The sequence below is a fragment of the Haemophilus parainfluenzae genome (assembly GCF_003252755.1).
Taxonomy (GTDB): domain Bacteria; phylum Pseudomonadota; class Gammaproteobacteria; order Enterobacterales; family Pasteurellaceae; genus Haemophilus_D; species Haemophilus_D parainfluenzae_N.
The window spans coordinates 36,148-57,915 of record NZ_QEPT01000006.1 but is presented as its reverse complement, the minus strand read 5'-3'; the positions used below and the strand labels follow the sequence as shown (position 1 = coordinate 57,915).

Below are 21,768 nucleotides of genomic sequence, written 5' to 3'. Positions count from 1 at the left end.
TTAACATTAAGGATGATCAGTTTCTATGCATGGCAATAACCGCCTGACCTAAACTGAGTCCGCCATCACCCATCGGTAGTTTATGCGCACTCAGTACATGGAATTCGCCCAGATGTTCTTTTAATAAGCGACGTAGCAGTTGGTTATGCATCACACCACCAGATAACACGATAGTACGGCATTGGTGCCGGCGTGCTTGGTTTGCAGCAAGTTCAGCAAAACCTTGGGCGAGAGCATAATGAAAGGCAAAGGCTTTATCTTCAACAGGCGCATGGTAATTCAACCAACTTTGCCAAAAGTACGCCAAATCCAGTTTATTGCTTATAAGTGGAATTTTTACTGGAATATTGACCGCACTTTGTGCTTGTGTCACCAAAGACGAGGTGTTTGCTAGTGCTTCTAAATGACAGGCAGCTTCGCCCTCCCAAGAAACAATGGTTGGTGCAATACCGAGAGCATAAGCTACGGCATCAAATAAACGACCCGCAGATGATATAGGTGGACAATTGAGTCCGCGCTCAATGGCATTAACTAATATTTGCCAATTCGGTTCAGTGCAAGTTTTTGTGAGTATTTCTTGCCACTGTGGCACAAATTGATGCAGGTGAGCTAGCCAGTTACGCCAAGGTTGTTTGGCCGCAAGATCACCACCAGGTAGAGCAACAGCTGGCAGACCACCTAAATATTGACTATGTTGATAATCAACAAGTAGGCATTCGCCCCCCCAAAGTTGTCCATTTTCACCCATGCCGATACCGTCTAGAGCAAGACCAATAACAGGTTCATTACAATTGTGCTCGACCATTACGCTGACAATATGAGCATGATGATGTAGAACTTCTATTGGTGTGATTTGTTGCTGTTCGGCAAGTTGTTTACCAATGGAAGATGAAAAATAGCCAGGGTGAGCATCGACAGCGATAATGTCAGGTTTAAATTGATAAATATTTTGAAATAATTCAAGATTTTCACTTAATTGTGACCGCACTTGTTCATTTGCTGTATCGCCAATATGTTGACTCAGTACGGCTTTATTGTGACGTAGTAAGCAGAATGTATTTTTCAGATCGGAACCTAACGCCAATACATTCTTCGCACTTTGTGTTTCAAGTGGTATTTCATCGGGCACATAGCCACGAGCACGACGCAATGTTTCTAATCCATCGAAGGCAACACGAACGAGACTATCATCGGCACGTTGTAGAATATCGCGATTGTGACAAAGATAAAAATCAGCCAAGCCAGCTAATTGTTCCACAGCATATTCATTTTTCAGCACGGGAGGTTGTCCGCTAGCATTCGCAGAAGTCATCACGAGTGGACGATTAACTGCTCGTAGTAATAAATGTTGTAGTGGATTGCTCGGTAGCATCACACCGATTTCCTGTAGGTTTGGTGCGATGTTATCGGCAATATGTGGTACTTTATGTTTTGCTAGTAGTACAATTGGCGCTGCACTACTGGTTAGCAATTCTGTTTCTTGGGCGCTTAAATCTTGTAAAAACTGCAGGTCAGGCACCATAATGGCTAACGGTTTTGTCGGACGATGTTTCCGTTGTCGTAATAAATTAACAGCCTTTTGATTATTTGCATCACAGGCTAGGTGAAAACCGCCTAAGCCTTTAACCGCGACGATGTGACCTTGTTGCAATAAAAGTGCGGTCTGTTTTAGTGCGGTTTCATGAGTAGCAAGCGTTTGTTCTCGATCTTGTAACCAGATATGGGGGCCGCAAACAGAACAAGCATTGGGTTGAGCATGAAAACGACGATCACCGGGATCTTTATATTCTTTTTCACATTGTGGACAAAGCGGAAAAACAGACATCGCCGTGTTTTTTCGGTCGTAAGGAATTGCCTTGATGATGGTAAAACGCGGGCCACAATGGGTACAATTGGTAAAGGGGTAGTGATAACGTCGATTGTTGGGATCGAATAAGTCAGCTAAACAATGTGGACAGGTTGCTGCATCGGGAATAATTTGCGTGTCCATTTGATTGTTTTCGCTTTCCCGGATAGTAAAGCTTGTTACTGTGGCTGCGTCAGGCCAATCTATGGTTCGCTGAGTAACGTCAGTAATTTGCGCTAGAGGTGGGAGTTTATTTTGTAGGTCGGATAAAAATTGCTCGAGTGCATCTGCTGGTGGAGAGACAAAACGAATTAATACGCCTTGTCCATCATTATTGACATCTCCATTTAATCCATATTGATTTGCCAGAAGCCAGACAAAAGGGCGAAACCCCACACCCTGAACTTTTCCTTTTATGCGTAATTCGATCCCTTGCATAACGCAATCCTGTTTATTTTTGATTTAAGCCAAGAAAATCGCCGACTTCGTGTTCTAGTTGGCTCATCGAAATTAAGGCTTCTTGAGTCTGTTTGGCTTCTTCTTCATCAATAATCGTCATGGCGAAACCCACATGTACGAGAACCCATTTGCCAACCAGAGGTTTTGGGTCATCCTGACAAATTAATGAAATATTAACTTCTCTTTTTACTCCGCAGACATCGACTACAGCAAGCTGTAATGCGCTGTCAGCTACTTGAATGATCTGTCCCGGAATACCTAAACACATAATCTGTCCTTAGTTAGAATGTTTATGAGATGAATCGTTTATTGTGTTTCAATAAACGTACTGCGCGTGTGAAATTTTATCATGTAACCACCTAAATTTGTATAGCCATATCTTAAATAAGGCTACTGCATTTTTGTTTAAAATCTGTTCACATTTTTAACATAAAATTATTATGTTTCACTGTTATTTAACAGGTGTATCACAGTAATAGAAAAACAATGAAAATCTTTTGATCTTAATCACAAATTTTCGAATTAGTTCTTGAGCTTTACTTTTTTACAGGAGTATCCTTACTTCTAGAGTGGTTATTGTAAAAAACGTTATTTACATACAAGGAGGGGAGTGTATGAATCGTTTTGTAATCGGTGATCCGAAGGATTGCATTGGATGCAACACCTGTATGGCCGCTTGTAGCGAAGTGCATAAAGCTTTCGGATTACAATCTTTTCCACGCTTACAAGTCATGCGTAATGATGATGTAACCGTGCCAATTCTCTGTCGTCATTGTGATGATTCACCATGTGCTACCGTGTGCCCGGTGCACGCAATCACACACATTAATGACACCATTCAACTTAACGAAAGTCTCTGTATCGGTTGTAAACTTTGTGGTATTGCTTGCCCATTCGGTGCAATTACTCAACATGGTTCTGCACCGATTGACGCACCAACCTATTATGAAGGATTCTCCTTCACTGATGCGGTAAAACGAGATATTCGTACTGCACCAGATAATACGGATTTACACAATATGCTGGCATGGCAACCTGGCGTGAAAGCTATTGCGGTGAAATGCGATCTTTGCTATTTCCGTGAAGATGGTCCGGCTTGTGTACAAACCTGTCCGACCAAAACATTATTTATTATTAGTGATGAGAGTATCAAGCAGGCTAACGAAAGAAAACGTGAAATGGCAATGGTTTCTTCGCCTGCTATTCCAAGATAATTAGTGTGTTTTAACTTGTAATCAATGGAGTGATATTATGAGTTTACCTATCAATTTACTCATCACGACCCTGTTGATTTATGTCGTAGGTGCGTTTATTTCGCTCGCAGTGAGACGAAACGAACAACTTTCAATCAATATATCCGGCGTGACCGGTGTACTTGCTGGAGTGTTAGGTATTGTTGCCTGCATCCCCGTTCTGATCAGCAGCGACACAGTCGTTGATGTTTTTAAAACCCCATTTGAATTTGCCTCATTTTCCATCCGTATTGATGGATTGGCGGCGTTTATGGTGTGTGTCATTTCTTTATTAGTGATTGTGACCGCACTTTATTCTTTCTCTTATGTGAAAGAATACAAAGGTAAAGGCGCTGGTTCTATGGGGTTCTTTATGAATTTATTTATCGCTTCCATGGTTGCGTTAGTTACCAGCGATAATGCGTTCTACTTCCTTGTATTCTTTGAAATGATGTCATTGGCATCTTATTTCTTAGTCCTTACCGAACAAGATGACAATGCTGTAAATGCAGGCTTGCTTTATTTCTTTATTGCACATGCCGGTTCGGTATTAATTATGATCGCCTTCTTCATTTTCTACTGCTATGCCGGTAGTTTTGAATTTAGCGCATTCCGTCAAACCACTTTACCGGCACCGCTTGCCTTTACTGCCTTTATTTTGGCATTTTTAGGTTTTGGTGCCAAAGCGGGGATGATTCCATTACACAGCTGGTTACCGAAAGCTCACCCGGCTGCACCTTCTCATGCATCAGCGATGATGTCTGGTGTGATGGTTAAAATCGGTATCTTCGGGATCATTAAAGTCGGTGTCGATCTTCTCGGTTCTACCAATGTTTGGTATGGCGTTATCGTACTCGGTTTCGGTGCGGTATCTTCCGTACTTGGCGTTCTTTATGCCTTGGCAGAACATGACATCAAAAAACTCTTGGCTTATCACACAGTAGAAAATATCGGTATCATTATGATGGGTGTGGGCGTCGGTATGATTGGTATCGCGACACATCATCCAGTGTTGGCAACCGTGGGATTACTTGGTGGTTTATATCACTTACTTAACCATGCTGTATTCAAAGGCTTGTTATTCTTAGGTGCAGGTTCAGTAATGTATCGCTTGCATACTAAAGACATGGACTTAATGGGCGGCTTAGGCAAACTTATGCCTTACACTGCATTCTGTTTTTTAATTGGTACCATGGCGATCTCTGCATTGCCACCGTTTAACGGTTTTGTCAGTGAATGGTTTACTTATCAATCTTTATTCACCTTAAGCCAAAGTGATGTTTTCGTATTAAAACTTGCCGGTCCAATTGCCATCATTATGTTGGCATTAACAGGTGCGTTAGCGGCTCTTTGTTTCGTGAAAGTGTACGGTATCAGCTTCGGTGGTGCACCACGTAGTGAAAAAGCAGCTAATGCACGCGAAGTACCAAAACCAATGGTGATTGCCATGGCAGTGTTGGCCTTATGTTGTGTGTTGTTAGGTGTGGGTGCATCTGTGGTAACCCCAATAATTGCGAAAATTTCGACCGCACTTGCTCATAGCGAACCGTTCATGTTGGCTCAAAATGGAGTAGTGGTTGCACAAGCTGAACCACATACTACACTTTCAACACCAATGGTGACTATCATGTTATTGGCATTTTTCTTCTTGCCATTTAGTTTCTATGCGTTCACCAAAAATCAACGTTTATCCGATCGTGCAAAAGGCAATCCATGGGCTTGTGGTTATGCTTATGAACAAGATATGGCTGCCTCTGCAGGTAGTTTCACTCGTCCGTTACGTACGATTTTCAAATCACTTTATACCTTGCGTGAAGTGTTGGATCCTGCACCTTTAGGAGATAAAGGCATCCAAGCGGTAATTAAAGGCGCAACAAAAGCTGAACCTTTCTGGGAAGAAAAAATGACGATGCCTATCGCTCGTTTTATTCCGTGGTTAGGAACAAAAATCCAATGGTTGCAACAAGGTGACTTCCGTGTGTACTGCGTGTACTTCGTGATTGCCTTGGTGGCAATACTACTTTCCATTGCGTTGATGTAGGAGGTTGAAAATGATTACGTTACCTTCAGAAATTGCAACATCTGCCGGAATGTTTGTTTTTGCCATCGTGCAAGCCTTGATTTTGCTTGTCCTTGCACCGTTATTTTCCGGTATTTCACGTATGATCCGTGCGCGTATTCAATCTCGTCGCGGTCCTGGCGTGTTACAAGATTATCGCGATATTGCGAAATTAATGAAACGTCAAAACATTTGGCCTGACAATGCGGGTTGGGTTTCTAAAGTGATGCCTTATGTGCTAATTAGTACCGTGATGGTAGTCGCCATGAGTTTGCCTTTATTTACTCGTGTTGCACCATTTGGCGCTGGCAGTGATTTAATCACCGTGATTTACTTATTCGCCTTGTTCCGTTTCTTCTTTTCAATTGCGGGTTTGGATTCAAACAGCACATTCTCAAGTTTAGGGGCAAGTCGTGAAGTCACATTAGGAGTCTTGGTAGAGCCAATTCTCATGTTGGCATTCCTTGTCATTGCGTTAATTGCCGGTTCAACCAATTTTGCGGTTATCGGTAATGCGCTTTCCGAAAACACTTGGCAATATCCAATTGCGACAGTGATTGCTATCGCTGCAGCATTCTTCGCCGTATTTATTGAAATGGGTAAAATTCCATTTGATTTGGCAGAAGCAGAACAAGAATTACAAGAAGGTCCATTGACTGAATATTCTGGTCCAGCACTCGCCTTATTAAAAATCGGCTTAAGTTTAAAATCTATGGTTGTAGCCTCTATCTTTGTGAGCGTGTTGCTTCCTTTCGGTATCCCGACAGAGATGAGCTTAAGTGCGGTCATTTTAGGTGGTATTTTATTCTTCGTGAAATTATTAGTGGTGTTCGTATTGGCTTGTGTCTTTGAAAACACACTTTCTCGTACCCGCTTTATGTTAACAGGACGTTTAACCGTGGTCGGCTTCGGCATTTCTGTGTTGGCGTTTGTATTTTACTTCACTGGGTTGTAAGGAGGACAAATATGGAACGTTTAGCTCTGATTACAATCATTTTACCTTTCGTAGGAGCGTTTATTGTCGGTTTGAACAAAAAACATTTTGCTCAAATTGCCACAGTATTTGCTGCGCTTACTACGCTGGGCACCTTGTTAGTCGCAGGACAATGGTTTGCCGATGGTCATCAAAGCGTCACTTATGACATCGTCGCTTTTGATAAAACCGCGATCTTTGGTGTAACGCTTGATGCAGTCAGTACATTAATTGCCTTTGCCGTTGTGGCCTTAGGTTTCTTAATCTGCTTATATTCTTGTGGTTACTTAACCGATAAAAACCGTGAACACCCACATAATGGGTTACCACGTTTTTATGCATTCTTGCTCATCTTTATCGGTGCCATGGCGGGCTTGGTGTATTCCTCAACTTTAGCAGGACAATTATTGTTCTTCGAAATTACTGGGGGATGTTCTTGGGCATTAATCAGTTATTACCAAACACCAAAAGCTCAAGCAGCCGCAATGAAAGCCTTGATTATCACCCACGTGGGGGCAATTGGGTTATATATTGCCGCAGCCTATTTATTCAGCCAATCAGGTACTTTCTCTATCACTGCGTTAGAACATTTAGATCCGAGTGCGAAAACCATCGTGTTATTCGGTGTGATGTTTGCTGCGTGGGGTAAATCAGCACAATTACCAATGCAAATTTGGTTGCCTAATGCGATGGAAGCACCAACACCGGTGAGTGCGTATTTGCACGCTGCGTCTATGGTGAAAGTTGGGGTATATATTTTCGCTCGTTCTGTTATGTCCGCCGGTGATATTCCACATATTGTGGGTGAGGTGGGCATCATCATGGCGATGATTACCTTAATTTACGGTTTCTTGATGTACTTGCCACAAACAGATTTAAAACGTTTATTGGCGTATTCAACCATTACCCAACTTTCTTATATTTTCATTGGGATTTCTCTTGCTGCATTAGGCTCTAAATTGGCCTTTGTGGCAGCGATTAGCTACATCTTCAACCATGCTTTCGCGAAGAGTTTGTTCTTCTTGGTTGCCGGTTCGTTAAGTTATGCCACCGGAACCCGCTCTATGCCATTGTTACAAGGTATTATGCGTACCATGCCAGTGGTTGGTGCAGGATTCGGTGTTGCGGCTTTAGCTATTGCTGGGGTGCCACCGTTTAACGGATTCTTCAGTAAATATCCGTTATTCGCTGCCGGGTTTGAATTAGGCCATGAATATGGCTGGATCACTTGGTTGATGGTACTTGCTTTAATTGAATCTACCGCGACATTCGTGTGGTTGTTGTATAAATTCGGACAATGTGTGATCGGTAAACCGTCGGAAGCGGTAGCCAAAGCACAACCGATAACACTTTCAATGAGCGTTGTATTAGTCGTTCTCATGGTGATGTCCGTCTGCTCCAGTTTTATTGTCGCATATTGGCTGGGTTTGGCCGGTTAGGTTAAGGAGGAATCTATGTTAATGATAAATGGTCTTGCGTGTTTACTCATTATTACCTCTCTTTGCGTAATTATGGTGCGAACCGCCAAAAAAGCTGCGTTATTTTATAGCTTGCAATCTTTGGTATTGGTATTGCTGTTTGTATATCTTGCCTATGAAATGCAAGCCCATGAACTTTATATGTGGTCAATCAGTGCATTTATTACCAAAGTGATTTTAGTACCGATGATTTTAGTCTATGCCATGAAAAAAATTGACGAGAATCAAACACCTGTCGGAATTAATGTCGCTTGGTTGATCCCGATCACAGCAGTGATAGTGACATTGTGCTATTTTGTAGTCATCCCAATCGATTTGCCGTTGGTTGCACATCTTAAACCGGCGCTGTCCGTGTCATTAAGTCACTTCTTGTTAGGTTTGGTGTGCATCGTCAGCCAACGCAATATCGTGAAACAAGTGTTCGGTTATTGTTTGATGGAAAACGGTTCTCATCTCACATTAGCCTTATTGGCAAACAAAGCACCTGAGTTAGTGGAAATCGGAATTGCCACAGATGCTATCTTTGCCGTCATCATAATGGTGGTGTTGGTGAACAAAATTTACCGTACATTCCATTCATTAGATGCCAAACAACTTATGAGTTTGAAGGGGTAACGCTATGTATGAACAATGGATAATCGCGTTATTAATCGCACCTTTAGCAATATCACTTGCCTGTTTCGCTTGTGGCGTGACAAAAGCACGGACAATTTGTACCGCTCTTCATGTTACAGGTTTGATTTTGATGTTAGCATTTGCCTTACAAATTATTAATGGCGTGCTAACTCAGGGGGAAATCCGTGCATTAAATAACTGGGTTTACATCGACAGTCTATCTGCTATTTTCTTAGGTCTTATCGCTATTGTCGGAACGTTAGCCGGTATTTATTCTATCGGTTACATTAGTACTGAATATCGCGAAGGGCATCTTGATTTGAAAACATACTGCAATTATTACGGCTTTTTGCATTTGTTTTTCTTCACCATGATCATTTCTGTGATCACCAATAATGTGATTTTGATGTGGGCAGCCATTGAAGCAACCACATTAAGTTCAGCATTCTTGGTCGGTACATACAAACACAAAACTTCTCTTGAGGCTGCATGGAAATACATCATTATTTGTTCAGTTGGGGTGGCGTTTGGATTGTATGGCACAATTTTAACGTTCTCTAATGGAACAAATCTTTTAGCTGATCCAAGCCAAGCTATTTTCTGGACAGAAATCAATCAACAGGCAGCAGGTTTAAATCCAATGCTCATGTATCTTGCTTTTGCCTTTATTTTGGTTGGGTTTGGTACTAAGTGCGGTCTATTTCCAATGCATACTTGGTTATCTGATGCACACAGTGAGGCTCCAAGTCCTGTGAGTGCGATTTTATCAGCGGTATTATTGAACTGTGCCATGTTGGTGGTATTGCGTTATTACATCTTAGTTTCTAAAGCAGTTGGTTCTACATACCCTCAAACCTTGTTGTTAGTATTTGGTTTACTTTCTGTATTAGTCGCGGCGTTGTTTATTATCGTTCAATTCGACATCAAACGCTTATTGGCATACTCCAGTATTGAAAACATGGGTTTAATCAGCTTCGCTTTTGGTTTAGGTGGCCCAATAGGTGTATTTGCTGGGTTATTACATACCATTAACCATAGCTTAGCGAAAACCTTGCTGTTCTGTGCTTCTGGTAACATTTTATTGAAATACAAAACCCGTGATATGAACCAAGTACGTGGTTTATGGCGTGTGGCACCCATGACAGCGGTATTATTTGCCGGTGGTGCATTATCACTAGGTGGTATTCCACCATTTAACGTATTCGTCAGTGAATTCAGTATTGCTGTTGCGGGTATTTACGCAGGTAAAACTTGGTTAATGGTATTCTGTTTAATTTTACTTACTATCGTGTTAGCTGGATTGTCTTTAATGGTATTAAAAACCGTATTAGGTAAACAACCGGATAATGTTGAAGTGGGGGATGTGAACAAAGTTTCACTCGTGGCGATGGCAATTTTATTGTTATTCATGTTTATTATGGGTATTCATATTGCCGAACCAATTTTGCAGTTATTAAAAAGTGCAGTCGGAATTGTACTCGGATCTGAACAAGTGTCCTTTGGTGAAATGTTAGTTTTACCTTGGCAAAGTTTAGCGCAATGATCGACAGGAGGATAAATATATGGAATTAACTAAAAATACATCAGTCGATCCAGCCAAAATGATTGGCAAAAATTACATTGAAGCAGTCAATGCAAAATTTCCAAATACCATTTTGGATGAGGAGTGGTCAACACCAAATCAGGTTACCCTTACCATTAAAACTAATATGTTACCTGATGTTGTTGAATACCTTTATTATCAACATGAAGGTTGGTTACCTTTGGTGTTCGGGAATGATGAGCGTTCAATTCATGGCAACTATGCAGTGTACTACGTGCTTTCCATGGAGGGGGAAGTGAAAACTTTTATCACTATTAAAGCCTTAGTTGATCCTGTGAGCTTAGAATTTCCGTCTGTGACACCAAAAGTCAAAGCGGCGGTTTGGGGCGAACGTGAATTATTCGATATGTATGGTTTGAAAGCCGTCGGTTTACCAGACCAACGCCGCTTAGTGTTGCCAGATGATTGGCCGGATGATCTTTATCCATTACGTAAAGACTCAATGGATTACCGTTTACGTCCCGATCCGACAACTGCAACAGAAACATACGAATTTATTAACGAAAAAGGCGAAGCACGTATCGTTCCACTTGGCCCGTTACATATTACTTCCGATGAACCAGGACACTTCCGTTTGTTCGTGGATGGGGAAGATATCATTGATGCGGACTATCGCTTGTTCTATGTGCACCGTGGTATGGAAAAATTGGCAGAAACCCGTATGGATTACGACCAAGTTAACTTCCTGGCTGACCGTGTGTGCGGGATTTGTGGTTTTACCCACAGTGTGGCCTACGCTAATTCCGTCGAAAGTGCTTTAGGAATTCAAATTCCAAAACGCGCTGAATGGATCCGTGCGATTTTATTAGAAGTAGAACGTTTACATAGTCACTTATTAAACTTAGGTCTATCTAGCCACTTTACCGGCTTTGATACTGGCTTTATGCAATTCTTCCGCGTTCGTGAAAAATCCATGACCTTGGCAGAAGTGTTAACCGGTGCACGTAAAACCTATGGTATTAACCTTATCGGTGGTGTGCGTCGTGATATGTTGAAACATCAACGTGAGCAATGTATCAAACTTATCGGTGAAATGCGTGAAGAACTCAAAACCTTAACCGATATTTTATTGAATACACCGAATATGGAACAACGTACGGTGGGTGTCGGTGTCTTGGCAAAAGATATCGCTCGTGACTTCAGCCCGGTTGGTCCAATGATTCGTGGTTCTGGCTTTGCGCGTGATGTACGTAAAGTACATCCATTCTCTGGTTATGGCGATATACCTTTCAATCTCTTCACTGAAGCAAATGGTGACGTGTTATCTCGTGTGAAAGTGCGGATTAATGAAGTGTTTGAATCCATGAATATCATCGATTACATGGTGGATAATTTGCCAAGTGGCGAAATCTTAAAAGAAGGTTTCAATTATACCCCTGGACGTTTTGCTTTAGGGATTACTGAGGCACCACGTGGCGAAGATATTCACTGGTCAATGCTAGGTGACAACCAAAAACTTTTCCGTTGGCGTTGTCGTGCTGCCACTTATGCTAACTGGCCAACCTTACGCTATATGTTGCGTGGCAATACAGTGTCTGATGCACCACTTATTATTGGTAGTCTTGACCCTTGCTATTCTTGTACCGACCGTGTCACCGTGGTGGATGTGCGTAAACGCAAAGCGAAAACCGTAGATTATAAAGAGATTGAACGCTACGGTATCGAACGTAAAAATTCACCATTGAAATAGGGGAGGCGGAAAATGTTTAAATTACTAAAAACGGTATTTAAAGCAGGTGATGTCACCACCAAATATCCGTTCAAACCTTATGAAGTCGATGATGATTTTAGAGGAAAACCGGAACTTAATTCTGATCAATGTATTGTCTGCGCGGCTTGTACCATTGCCTGTCCAGCCAATGCGTTGACCATGAGAACGGATCCGGTTACAGGCGACCGTACATGGTCATTATTCCTTGGTCGTTGTATTTTCTGTGGTCGTTGTGAAGAAGTTTGCCCAACTAAGGCGATTCGCTTATCACAAGATTTTGAACTCTCAGTGACCAATAAACAGGATCTTTTCCAAGAAACCACCTTTGCTACTGTAACTTGTCAGGAATGTGGTAAACCGTTTATTTCTTATAAAGAACTGAATTACACCATCGATTTATTCAAACAAACTTTGGATAATCCAGAGTTAGTGAAACGAAAATTGGCAGAATTACATACCTGTCCGGTTTGCAAACGTCAACATAGTTTAGAAAAAACCGCAAATATGGAATCCAATATGCGGATGAAATTGATCGACTTTAAGGAGCCAGTTCGCTTGAATTTCAAAAAAGCAATCGAACAACGTGAGGAAAGTGCGGTTGATTTACCTAAAGTTTTAGCAGGAGGCGAAAGACGATGAACACTCAAATTCCAATGCCGGTTAATGGTATATCAACACCGTTTAGTATTGATGAAAATATAGCCAAAATGAAACAAACATTGCTGAAAGATATTCAACGTTCAGCTTACGTTTACCGTGTGGACTGTGGCGGTTGTAATGGGTGTGAAATCGAGATTTTCAGTACTATTACGCCAACATTTGATGCGGAACGTTTTGGTATTAAAGTGGTAGCGTCACCTCGCCATGCGGACATTCTCTTGTTCACTGGTGCGGTTACCCGTGCGATGCGTACGCCAGCCATGCGTGCTTATCAAGCCGCGCCGGATCCAAAAATCTGTATCGCTTACGGGGCTTGCGGTTGCGGCGGCGGTATTTTCCACGATCTCTATTGTGTATGGGGTGGTTCTGACCAAATCGTACCGGTTGATGTCTATATTCCTGGCTGTCCACCAACACCTGCCGCCACTATTTATGGTTTTGCTGTCGCGCTTGGTTTACTTGATCAAAAACTTAAAGGCAAACAAGAAAAAGCCGATCCTAACGCAGAAGCTAAATTACGTTTCCCAACCATTCCGTTGGATTTGCGTATTAGTCTTGAACGAGAAGCTCGTCGTCTTGCCGGTTATCGTCAAGGCGGTAACATCGCTAACCAATTTATGGCAATGATGGCAGAAAATGACAAAGTGCCATTTGGTGTACGTTTAGGTGAATACCTAGAACGAGAAGCCGATCCTCGTTTAAGCGAAATCGTCAATCGTTTGCATGCGATTAGTCTGCCGTTTTCGGGATAATTAATAATGGGGCAAGTGATTGCCCCTATAAAAATGGGAATGTTATGACAACGAAAGTCTTTTTCTATTTATTAAACGAACGTTTCGTCGAAAACGATGAGCAAGTGCCAGAGCAAGCAAAACAGGTGATGTATTACTCTTTGGCGATTGGTCACCATGTTGGCGTAATTGATTGTTTTAAAAAATTACTGGTTTGTGACTACGATGCTTATCAACGTTTTGTAGATAGCTTTCCAGAAGGGGATGCTAAACGTAAATTTGCCGGCTTAATGCGATTCGGTGAAATCGTGATTGATTCTAGCCATGTCAATTTATTGGCGAAAGCGATGGATGAAAACAAAGCCAATTTCACGCCACAACATCAAGAGTGGGTTGAAATTTTGATGGATACGCTGGCGTCCATTCAGCGTGAACCTGTGATGTATATTATGGTGAAACGACGTGACGAATAATGTGATCTTAACCGTTGGCAACAGCATGATGGGCGATGATGGCGCTGGGCCTTATCTCTATCAATTATTGAGTGAAAATCCATTGCCAAAGTGGACCGCACTTGATGGTGGTTCAGCACCGGAAAATGTTGCCCATATTGTGCGAGACATGAAACCCGATTTGCTTTTAATTTTCGATGCGGCTGATATGGAATTAGCGCCAGGTAAAATCCGAATCATTGAGAAAGAAAGCATTGCGGAAATGTTTTTCATGAGTACGCATAATATGCCGCTCAATTACCTCATTGAACAACTGGAACAGGATATTAAACAAATTGTTTTTGTAGGACTTCAACCTGATCTTGTTTCTTTTGGTTTTCCGATGACAGACAGGGTAAAAGAGTCTGTGCAATTTATGTATGATTTTTTAAACGAGGGAAGATCGCTTGAAGAGATTCCTGTTTTGTAGAAAAAGTGGGGGGATTTTCTAAACATAGTTTAAAAATATTACGAAAACCTGTTTTATATCAATAAATCCATGTTTTTTGTAAGACTATAAGCTGATTTTGGGTGTAATATATACCCAGAATTAATTATTCTAATTCTATCTCTAACCTCGTGTTGTATCTAAAATAAGGACGTTACTATGGCTATTAAAAAAGTAATTACCGTATGTCCGTATTGTGCCTCAGGTTGTAAAATCCATCTTTTGGTGGAAAACAACAAAATTGTGGGAGCTGAAGGTGCAAACGGCAAGACAAACGAAGGGGAGTTATGCCTAAAAGGATATTATGGCTGGGATTTTGTGCATGACACAAAAATCCTGACTCCTCGCCTAACTCAACCGATGATCCGCTACAAACGTGGCGAACCATTCACACCAGTGAGCTGGGAAGAAGCGATTTCTTACACAGCAAAACGTCTCAGTGAAATCAAAGAAAAGTACGGTAACGAATCAATTATGGTAACGGGCTCTTCCCGTGGACCAGGTAACGAAGTGAACTTCGTTATGCAAAAATTCGCCCGTGCGGTATTAGGAAATAACAACATTGACTGTTGTGCGCGCGTGTGACACGGCCCTTCTGTAACAGGTCTGCTCAAATCGGTCGGTAACGGCGCAATGTCCAACTCAATTGTTGAGATTGAAGATACCAAATGCGTATTTATTTTTGGCTATAATGCCTCCACTTCACACCCTATTGTGGCGCGTCGGATTAACCACGCCAAAGCAAAAGGGGCGAAAGTGATTGTTTGTGACCCTCGTAAAATCGAAACAGCCCGTATTGCGGATATTTATGCGCCGCTTGCTAACGGGTCTAACGTGGCATTCTTGAATGCGATGATGAATGTGATTTTAGAAGAAGGATTACAAGATCAAAAATTTATTGATGAACACACCGAAAACTTCGATGCGTTCTATGAAACCGTGAAAGCTTATACACCGGAATCCACTCAACACATCACAGGTATTGAACCTGAGATGTTGCGTGAAATTGCCCGCACTTATGCGAAAGCGGAAACTGCTACTATCTTATGGGGTATGGGCGTTTGCCAATTCCGTCAAGGTGTAGAAACCGTACGTGCGTTAGCAAGCTTGGCAATGCTTACCGGTAACTTAGGTAAACCAAATGTTGGTGTAAACCCAGTGCGTGGTCAAAACAACGTACAGGGTGCGTGCGATATGGGTGCGTTATTCAACACATTACCGGGCTATCAAAGTTTTGCTGACCCGGAAATTAATGCAAAATTTGCGAAAGCTTGGGGCGTACCGTCTATTCCAAGCAAACCAGGTGTACCGTTGAGTGAAGTACCTGAAGCGATCATGGAAGATAAAATTAAAGCATTCTATATCATGGGTGAAGATACATTACAAACTGAGCCTGATATTAATGCTGTTAAAAAAGCCTTCGAGAAAGTTGAACTTCTTATCGTTCAAGATATTTTCATGACTCAAACAGCCGCAGAAGCAGATATTTTATTACCTGCGACTTCTTGTGCTGAACATGAAGGTGTATATAGTGCTGCTGACCGTGGTTTCCAACGTTTCTATAAAGCCGTTGAACCAACCGGCGACGTCAAGGATGACTGGGTAATCATTAGCGAACTTGCTACAGCAATGGGCTACCCAATGCACTATAACAATACCAAAGAAATTTGGGATGAACTTCGTTCGCTTTGTCCAATTTACAAAGGGGCAACTTACGAAAAAATGGAAGGCTTGGGTTATATCCAATGGCCATGTACTGACGAAGGTCCTGAAGATCAAGGTACGCAATATTTGTATAAAGGCCAAATCTTCGACCGTCCGAACGGCAAAGCTGAATTCTTTGCTTGCGACTGGGAACCACCGATGGAAGATCTTTCAGAAGAATTCCCATTGGTACTTTCTACCGTACGTGAAGTTGGTCACTATTCCTGCCGTTCTATGACTGGTAACTGCCGTGCACTTGCGGCACTTGCGGATGAACCAGGATTCGTACAAATGAACGATCAAGACGCCAAAGAATTAGGCATTAAAAACAACGACTTGGTTTGGATTGCATCATCACGCGGTAAAGTGATTTCTCGCGCGGATGTGAGTACGCGTACCAACAAAGGCGCTTGTTATATGACCTATCAATGGTGGATCGGTAAATGTAACGAATTAACCGCTGAACATTTGAATCCAGGTTCTAGAACGCCGGAATACAAATATAGCGCGGTTCGTATTGATAAAATCGAAGACCAAGCCTGGGCTGAACGCTATGTGGTAACTGAATACGCGAAATTAAAAAATCGCTTAAAAGAAACCGCACTTGTGGCTTGATTAGCGTCATAAATGAATGACGGGCGAACTTAAATGGTTCGCCCGTTTTTTATTGAATTATTTCCTTACGCATTATGAACGCATTCAGCCATCGTTATCTGTAGCTAAAGATAAGCAGGAATCGGCGAGTGTTTCACTAAAGCGTAAATCATGTGAGGCAATAAGCATTGGTAACTGTAGTTCACGTAAAAGTGCGGTCAGTTTTGCGATATTTTTTACATCCAGTCCATTGGTTGGCTCATCCAATAATAATACTTTTGGCTGCATCGCTAGCACGCCAGCCAGTGCAGTAAAATTCTGTTCACCACCAGATAAGGTATTCACAGAGCGATCTTTTAATCCAACAATATTTAGACGCTCCAACTGTTGTAATGCAATTTGATAGGCTTCATCTCTGTTCAATCCTTGATTGAGAGGACCAAAGGCCACATCATCAAGTACAGTTGGGCCGAAAAGTTGATCGCCAGCATATTGGAAACAGATGCCTACCTTTCCACGTAGTGGTACAAAATCTTTTTCTTGTCTACATACATTACCGAACCAGCGAATTTCTCCTTGTTGGTAAGGTATAAAACCTAATAAGCAATGTAGTAATGTCGATTTCCCACAACCAATATCACCTTGTAAAAAAAGGCGATGGCCTTCAGGGAGTTCAAAAGAAAGGTTATCAATAATCACGCGTTGCTCGCGCATGATCTGTAATTGTTTGACTTCGAGGACGTTCATCAAGATTTATCCTGTGTTTTTTTCACATCATGCAGCTGAAAGCCACGAGCTTTTAGCGCCATTTCTGTTTTTTCTGCTTTAACGAGTGCATGAATTAATAATAGGGCGACACTCTGCGCCGCGATAAATAAGGTTCTGCCATTAAGTTTTGGCTGGTAGCCACGTGCTCGCATTGCCATATCCATCTTTTTATGTACTTCACTGAACACTGAAATATAGCGCACAGTGAGAACAAATAGGTGAAGTAGTTTTTCAGGTAATGGCAAACGGCACAATGCTTGCAATAAAAGGCTCTCGTTCATATCAATTAACAAGAGTCGAGTTAGACTTAAAATCAAATTGAAACGTAGTGTGATGAGCAGTGCAAGCTGAATCCCTATTAGATTTAATGCTAAACTTTGTTCGGTGATTTTCCAGCTTAAGGTTAACCAAACAAGCAAAGTGAAGAAATTTAGTTTTAGCCAATATTTAAAATAACCGGCAAGGGATTTTCGATAGCGTATTAGCGCAATAAATAATCCACTGAGTACCACAAGATTGAGGATAACAAGCGTTGAAATATGTGTCATTGTGCTGACGATAAGTCCACACAAAAACACATAAATTAATCGTAAGTGCGGTTGGAAAATAGCAAGAAAATTCATTTCACCACACTGAGCGCTGTTGGATACATTTTGTTTAACAATAAGACCACACCAACACTGACGATACTGTCGATAATAAATACAGGGATATGTGATATCACCAGTAACATGATCAGATCGCTGTAGGCTTTACCACCATCTAATGCTAAGACAAGAGAGGCAAGCAAGGCTGAACCGCCAACGCCGATCACGCCAGCACCAATACCGGCAGTAATTTGAGTGCGACGGGAATTGTCATTTTCAAGTCTTTTTGCAAATAGCCAATGTACAAGAAGGGCAGGCAATGCCATCACACATAAATTGACACCAAGCACGGCAAATCCACCGAAGGAAAAGAGCAAGACTTGTAATACCAATGCGATTAAAAAGGCAGGGAATACCGCCCAACCAAGAAATAGACCGGCCATGCCGTTTAAGATGAGATGCACGCTGCCAATGCCAACTGGTACATGAATGGTACCGGCAACAAAAAAGGCAGCGGCAAACAATGCCGTTAGCGGCAATTGCTGCGAATTGAGTCGTTTAAGACCAATCATTACGCAGACTAATGCGACAGCTGCACCACCAAGCAATACGGGTGTATGCAACACACCTTCCGATAAATGCATATTATCTTTCCTTAGATTGCGACGCACGCGTCATCTTTGAGGCTCTAATCAATGCCCATAAGCCAAAAATACCAACAATATAGCCGATACCGCCAATAATATCGTGCAGGTAAATTTTGTCTTTTAATTTAGAAATATCTTCGCGGACCAACATCAATGCATTGTCACTGTTATTAGTGGTTTGCGCAGATACTCTGTTGGCAACAATTGAGGCTCGATGTCCTTCTTCACCTTCTATCACTACTTTAATGGCACCTTCGGCAGTCGTATTGATCGGATAGGCAAATTGCCCATCGCGATCCGTTTTACCTTCCAATAGAGGGGAGTCCTGACCAGCTTGAAAAATCTCCATATAGGTTTCTGCCGCTGGGGTCATATCGGAATAATAGGCTTTGCCAGAAACTGTGCGTCCATCATATTGTGCAAAAACATGCAAACTATGAGCCAATGCTGATGGTGCGCACAGCCAGGTGAAAAGTGCGGTTAAAAATACAACTCTTTTCATTATTTCGCGTCAAAAGTTAGCATATATTCAACACTACGTTTGTTATAGTCAGGATTGTCTTGAACCGGCTCGTCAAATTCAGCCCAGACTTTGTTATAGCCCGCTTTAGGGGTGAATTGTGCAATACCTTTTTCATTGGTTAAGTTGAATGGGTGATCTTCGCCTAAACCCACTTTGATGCCTTGCTCAGGTTTACCTTTTACTAACACGAGAATATCGAGTGGTTGTCCCGCTTTCGGTTCACTTTGTGGAATAAGCTCATAATCCATATTGTGTGATTTATTCGCTTGTGCATCCCAGTGTAAAATCGCTTTGCCGAATTTGACTGGATTAACACTGAGTACAGCTTCAGGTGCTTGCTGTTTGGTTTTTTCGACATATTTACCGCTTGGCAATTTTGACCAAACGCCATTATCAAAGCGAATAAATGCGATGGCAGCATCAGGTGCAGCAAAGTGTGCTTCGCCTTCTTTAAAGTTTACTGTGGCATTTTGCAATTGGCCTTTAGCATCAAGTAGGCGTACCGCTTTTAATTTGCTTTGAGGATAGGTTTCAGTTTCCTCATGACCAAATTTAACCACATATTGCCCTTTTACATCCTTAACGGGCTCCAACCAAACATTATGTGCATTAGCGAGTGAAGCACCGAATAGTGCAGTGATAAGTAATGCTGTTTTTTTCATGGAAGTTCTCCTTTTCTAACATGTGAATACTGTGATAAAGTATAAAATATGAAGTAACTTCAGAGTCAAGTGTAATTTTAAAAAAATGAAAATTGGTCAGCTAGCCAACATTGTTGGCTGTACGGTGGAAGCCGTACGTTTCTATGAAAAACAAGGATTGATTGAACCCGCTAAGCGAACAAGTGGTAATTTTCGCGTTTATACGGAAGAGCATTTGAAACAACTTTCTTTTATTTGCTATTGCCGCAGTTTGGATATTTCACTAAAAGAAATCAAAATGTTGCTCAATCCTCAATGTGCTACTCAAGAGCAGGAAAGAGAAATTAATGAGTTGCTAGATCGACATATTCGAGAAGTATCAAAACGGATCCATGAATTGGCTCACTTGAGAATTCGCTTAATTCAGCTCAAAGGCAAATGTAGCCAGTTTGAACAAAATAATGATTTAATGAATACTTTATTGCAACATAGCGGCATTAATTTTGTGCCACTAAAATGATTTCTTGTACGAGTACCAGTAAAAATTTTTCACACAACGTTTAAATATCAAGCAACGAAACACAGAAATGCTGAAAATAAACATTAAAAAAGAGTAGAATTGGAAGAAACTGCTTTTTTATTTTAAGGAGAAAATCATGCATGAGATGTCTCTCTGTCAGAATATTATGGAAATTATTGATCAACAAAAGAAAAAGCATGAAATCCATGAAGTGACAGATATTTGGCTAGAAATTGGGGCGCTGTCTTGTGTCGAGCAAAGTGCGGTAGAATTTTGCTTTGAAATTATGCGAAAAGATACCGTTGCTGAAAACTGTCAGTTACATTTTATTCATTTACCTGCGATTGCATGGTGCTGGCAATGTCAAAAGGAAGTTGAGATTGAAGCCTATCAAGATTGCTGTCCACATTGTCACAGTGCATGTTTACAACGTCGAAGTGGCACCGAATTTAGAGTGAAAGAAATTGCCGTAAAATAGCAAGACGTCTAAATTGGCAAATTTAACCTGATCTTTTGAATATAAAATACGCTAACTACTTGATAGTATGTATTTATCTCTCTTCAAAGAATATATTTAAGATAGAGAATATGGTATTCTAACGCATGTGAATTACCATAGATTCTAAGTATTTACAGAATAAACGAAACATTATTGAGGTGACTTATGTGTACAACCTGTGGCTGTGGCCATCCAGACCAAGTCAGAATCGGAGAATTACCGCATGTTCATAATGATTCCAATGCGCAACATGCAACAAAACTACCTAATTTTTCTCACTCCTCCTTCCGCATGCCAGACTTTCCACAACAAGAAGAAACCCAGCAACGATTACTGAAAGTAGAACAAGATATTCTTGGTGCCAACAATCAATTAGCCGATATGAATCGTCGCTTTTTCGCGAATCAACATATTTTGGCACTTAATCTTGTTTCAAGTCCAGGTTCAGGCAAAACAACTTTATTGACGACCACACTAAATGCATTAAAAAATGACTATCCTTGTTATGTGATCGAAGGGGATCAACAAACAGAAAATGATGCGGATCGTATTCGTCAAACGGGTGTGCCGGCGATTCAAGTTAATACAGGAAAAGGTTGTCATTTAGATGCACAAATGATTGGTAATGCATTGGTGAAATTGCAGCCACAGGAAAATAGTCTGATGTTTATTGAAAATGTCGGAAACCTAGTTTGTCCATCAGAATTTGATTTAGGTGAGCATGCCAAAGTAGTGATTTTATCTGTGACAGAAGGCGAAGATAAACCACTCAAATATCCACATATGTTTGCGGCTTCGAAGTTAATGATTTTAAACAAAGTGGATTTACTGCCGTACTTAAATTTTGATGTGGAAAAATGTATTGCTTATGCGAAACAAGTGAATCCAACAATTGAGGTTATCCAGTTGTCTTCTCAAAGTGGAGAAGGGTTACAGCAATGGCTAGACTGGTTAAAAGCGCAAGAACGATAGGAGCATC

22 protein-coding genes are annotated in these 21,768 nt (G+C 41.4%); 15 read left to right on the top strand and 7 right to left on the bottom strand.

The features are described from left to right. Positions 1-16 precede the first annotated feature (16 nt). Together hypF and hybG are read right to left on the bottom strand one after the other, a co-directional pair. Positions 17-2,284 (bottom strand): carbamoyltransferase HypF, encoded by a 2,268-nt coding sequence (hypF, locus tag DPV95_RS08065; RefSeq protein WP_065242685.1) that lies wholly within the window; start codon positions 2,282-2,284, stop codon positions 17-19. Between the two features lie 13 nt (positions 2,285-2,297). Continuing rightward, positions 2,298-2,573: a hydrogenase maturation factor HybG gene (gene hybG / locus DPV95_RS08060; protein ID WP_049370791.1), complete on the bottom strand. Its 276-nt coding sequence runs from the start codon at positions 2,571-2,573 to the stop codon at positions 2,298-2,300. Between the two features lie 346 nt (positions 2,574-2,919). Here hybG and DPV95_RS08055 point away from each other — a divergent pair, with 346 nt between their 5' ends. From DPV95_RS08055 to fdhF, 12 genes are all read left to right on the top strand, one after another. Continuing rightward, positions 2,920-3,519: a 4Fe-4S dicluster domain-containing protein gene (locus DPV95_RS08055; protein WP_014065505.1), complete on the top strand. Its 600-nt coding sequence runs from the start codon at positions 2,920-2,922 to the stop codon at positions 3,517-3,519. A gap of 37 nt (positions 3,520-3,556) precedes the next feature. Continuing rightward, entirely contained in the window at positions 3,557-5,578 is a 2,022-nt protein-coding gene (hyfB, locus tag DPV95_RS08050; protein ID WP_111406912.1) for a hydrogenase 4 subunit B, read from the top strand. 10 nt (positions 5,579-5,588) lie between these two features. Next, positions 5,589-6,551, top strand: a complete 963-nt coding sequence (locus DPV95_RS08045) for a respiratory chain complex I subunit 1 family protein (protein ID WP_049375572.1) — start codon at positions 5,589-5,591, stop codon at positions 6,549-6,551. Positions 6,552-6,562: 11 nt separating this feature from the next. Next, positions 6,563-8,008, top strand: a complete 1,446-nt coding sequence (locus DPV95_RS08040; protein ID WP_111406911.1) for a hydrogenase 4 subunit D — start codon at positions 6,563-6,565, stop codon at positions 8,006-8,008. Between the two features lie 15 nt (positions 8,009-8,023). Beyond that, complete coding sequence (gene hyfE / locus DPV95_RS08035) at positions 8,024-8,662, top strand: hydrogenase 4 membrane subunit (protein WP_005700907.1); 639 nt, start codon at positions 8,024-8,026, stop codon at positions 8,660-8,662. 4 nt (positions 8,663-8,666) lie between these two features. Beyond that, positions 8,667-10,205, top strand: coding sequence for a hydrogenase 4 subunit F (locus DPV95_RS08030; RefSeq protein ID WP_049375570.1), 1,539 nt, complete (start codon positions 8,667-8,669; stop codon positions 10,203-10,205). A gap of 19 nt (positions 10,206-10,224) precedes the next feature. After that, positions 10,225-11,955: a hydrogenase large subunit gene (locus DPV95_RS08025; RefSeq protein WP_049365604.1), complete on the top strand. Its 1,731-nt coding sequence runs from the start codon at positions 10,225-10,227 to the stop codon at positions 11,953-11,955. Between the two features lie 12 nt (positions 11,956-11,967). After that, positions 11,968-12,615, top strand: coding sequence for a formate hydrogenlyase complex iron-sulfur subunit (locus tag DPV95_RS08020; protein ID WP_049370802.1), 648 nt, complete (start codon positions 11,968-11,970; stop codon positions 12,613-12,615). Next, positions 12,612-13,388, top strand: a complete 777-nt coding sequence (locus DPV95_RS08015; RefSeq protein WP_005697636.1) for an NADH-quinone oxidoreductase subunit B family protein — start codon at positions 12,612-12,614, stop codon at positions 13,386-13,388. Before DPV95_RS08020 ends, DPV95_RS08015 begins: the two co-directional genes overlap by 4 nt. 44 nt (positions 13,389-13,432) lie before the next feature. Then, entirely contained in the window at positions 13,433-13,840 is a 408-nt protein-coding gene (gene hycH, locus DPV95_RS08010; RefSeq protein WP_049375568.1) for a formate hydrogenlyase maturation HycH family protein, read from the top strand. Continuing rightward, positions 13,830-14,288: a hydrogenase maturation peptidase HycI gene (hycI, locus tag DPV95_RS08005; RefSeq protein WP_080971641.1), complete on the top strand. Its 459-nt coding sequence runs from the start codon at positions 13,830-13,832 to the stop codon at positions 14,286-14,288. The genes hycH and hycI overlap by 11 nt, the downstream gene beginning before the upstream one ends. 177 nt (positions 14,289-14,465) lie before the next feature. Next, on the top strand, positions 14,466-16,625 hold the full coding sequence (fdhF, locus tag DPV95_RS08000) for a formate dehydrogenase subunit alpha (RefSeq protein WP_232620862.1): 2,160 nt from the start codon (positions 14,466-14,468) through the stop codon (positions 16,623-16,625). Between the two features lie 84 nt (positions 16,626-16,709). Here the strand turns inward: fdhF and DPV95_RS07995 are convergent, their stop codons facing one another. The 5 genes from DPV95_RS07995 to DPV95_RS07975 are packed head-to-tail and all read right to left on the bottom strand — an operon-like array spanning position 16,710 to position 19,791. Beyond that, entirely contained in the window at positions 16,710-17,351 is a 642-nt protein-coding gene (locus DPV95_RS07995; RefSeq protein WP_005696260.1) for an energy-coupling factor ABC transporter ATP-binding protein, read from the bottom strand. After that, positions 17,351-17,995 carry an energy-coupling factor transporter transmembrane component T family protein gene (locus tag DPV95_RS07990; RefSeq protein WP_065242688.1) on the bottom strand — a complete coding sequence of 215 codons (645 nt, stop codon included), beginning with the start codon at positions 17,993-17,995 and terminating at the stop codon, positions 17,351-17,353. The genes DPV95_RS07995 and DPV95_RS07990 overlap by 1 nt, the downstream gene beginning before the upstream one ends. Next, positions 17,992-18,603 (bottom strand): cobalt transporter CbiM, encoded by a 612-nt coding sequence (cbiM, locus tag DPV95_RS07985; protein ID WP_005696258.1) that lies wholly within the window; start codon positions 18,601-18,603, stop codon positions 17,992-17,994. Before cbiM ends, DPV95_RS07990 begins: the two co-directional genes overlap by 4 nt. A 1-nt stretch (position 18,604) precedes the next feature. Next, a complete protein-coding gene (locus DPV95_RS07980; protein ID WP_005697614.1) occupies positions 18,605-19,108 on the bottom strand; it encodes an HI_1622 family ECF transport-associated protein in 504 nt (167 codons plus the stop codon). After that, entirely contained in the window at positions 19,108-19,791 is a 684-nt protein-coding gene (locus DPV95_RS07975; RefSeq protein ID WP_005697667.1) for a DUF4198 domain-containing protein, read from the bottom strand. The genes DPV95_RS07980 and DPV95_RS07975 overlap by 1 nt, the downstream gene beginning before the upstream one ends. 85 nt (positions 19,792-19,876) lie before the next feature. Between DPV95_RS07975 and DPV95_RS07970 the strand changes: the two genes are divergently transcribed. The 3 genes from DPV95_RS07970 to hypB all read left to right on the top strand — a co-directional run bounded on the left by DPV95_RS07970 (position 19,877) and on the right by hypB (position 21,761). Next, positions 19,877-20,290 (top strand): MerR family transcriptional regulator, encoded by a 414-nt coding sequence (locus tag DPV95_RS07970; RefSeq protein WP_005697590.1) that lies wholly within the window; start codon positions 19,877-19,879, stop codon positions 20,288-20,290. 136 nt (positions 20,291-20,426) lie between these two features. Next, positions 20,427-20,768, top strand: coding sequence for a hydrogenase maturation nickel metallochaperone HypA (gene hypA / locus DPV95_RS07965; RefSeq protein ID WP_005697604.1), 342 nt, complete (start codon positions 20,427-20,429; stop codon positions 20,766-20,768). A 186-nt stretch (positions 20,769-20,954) separates the two neighbouring features. Continuing rightward, positions 20,955-21,761, top strand: coding sequence for a hydrogenase nickel incorporation protein HypB (gene hypB / locus DPV95_RS07960; RefSeq protein WP_005697615.1), 807 nt, complete (start codon positions 20,955-20,957; stop codon positions 21,759-21,761). Positions 21,762-21,768 lie beyond the last annotated feature (7 nt).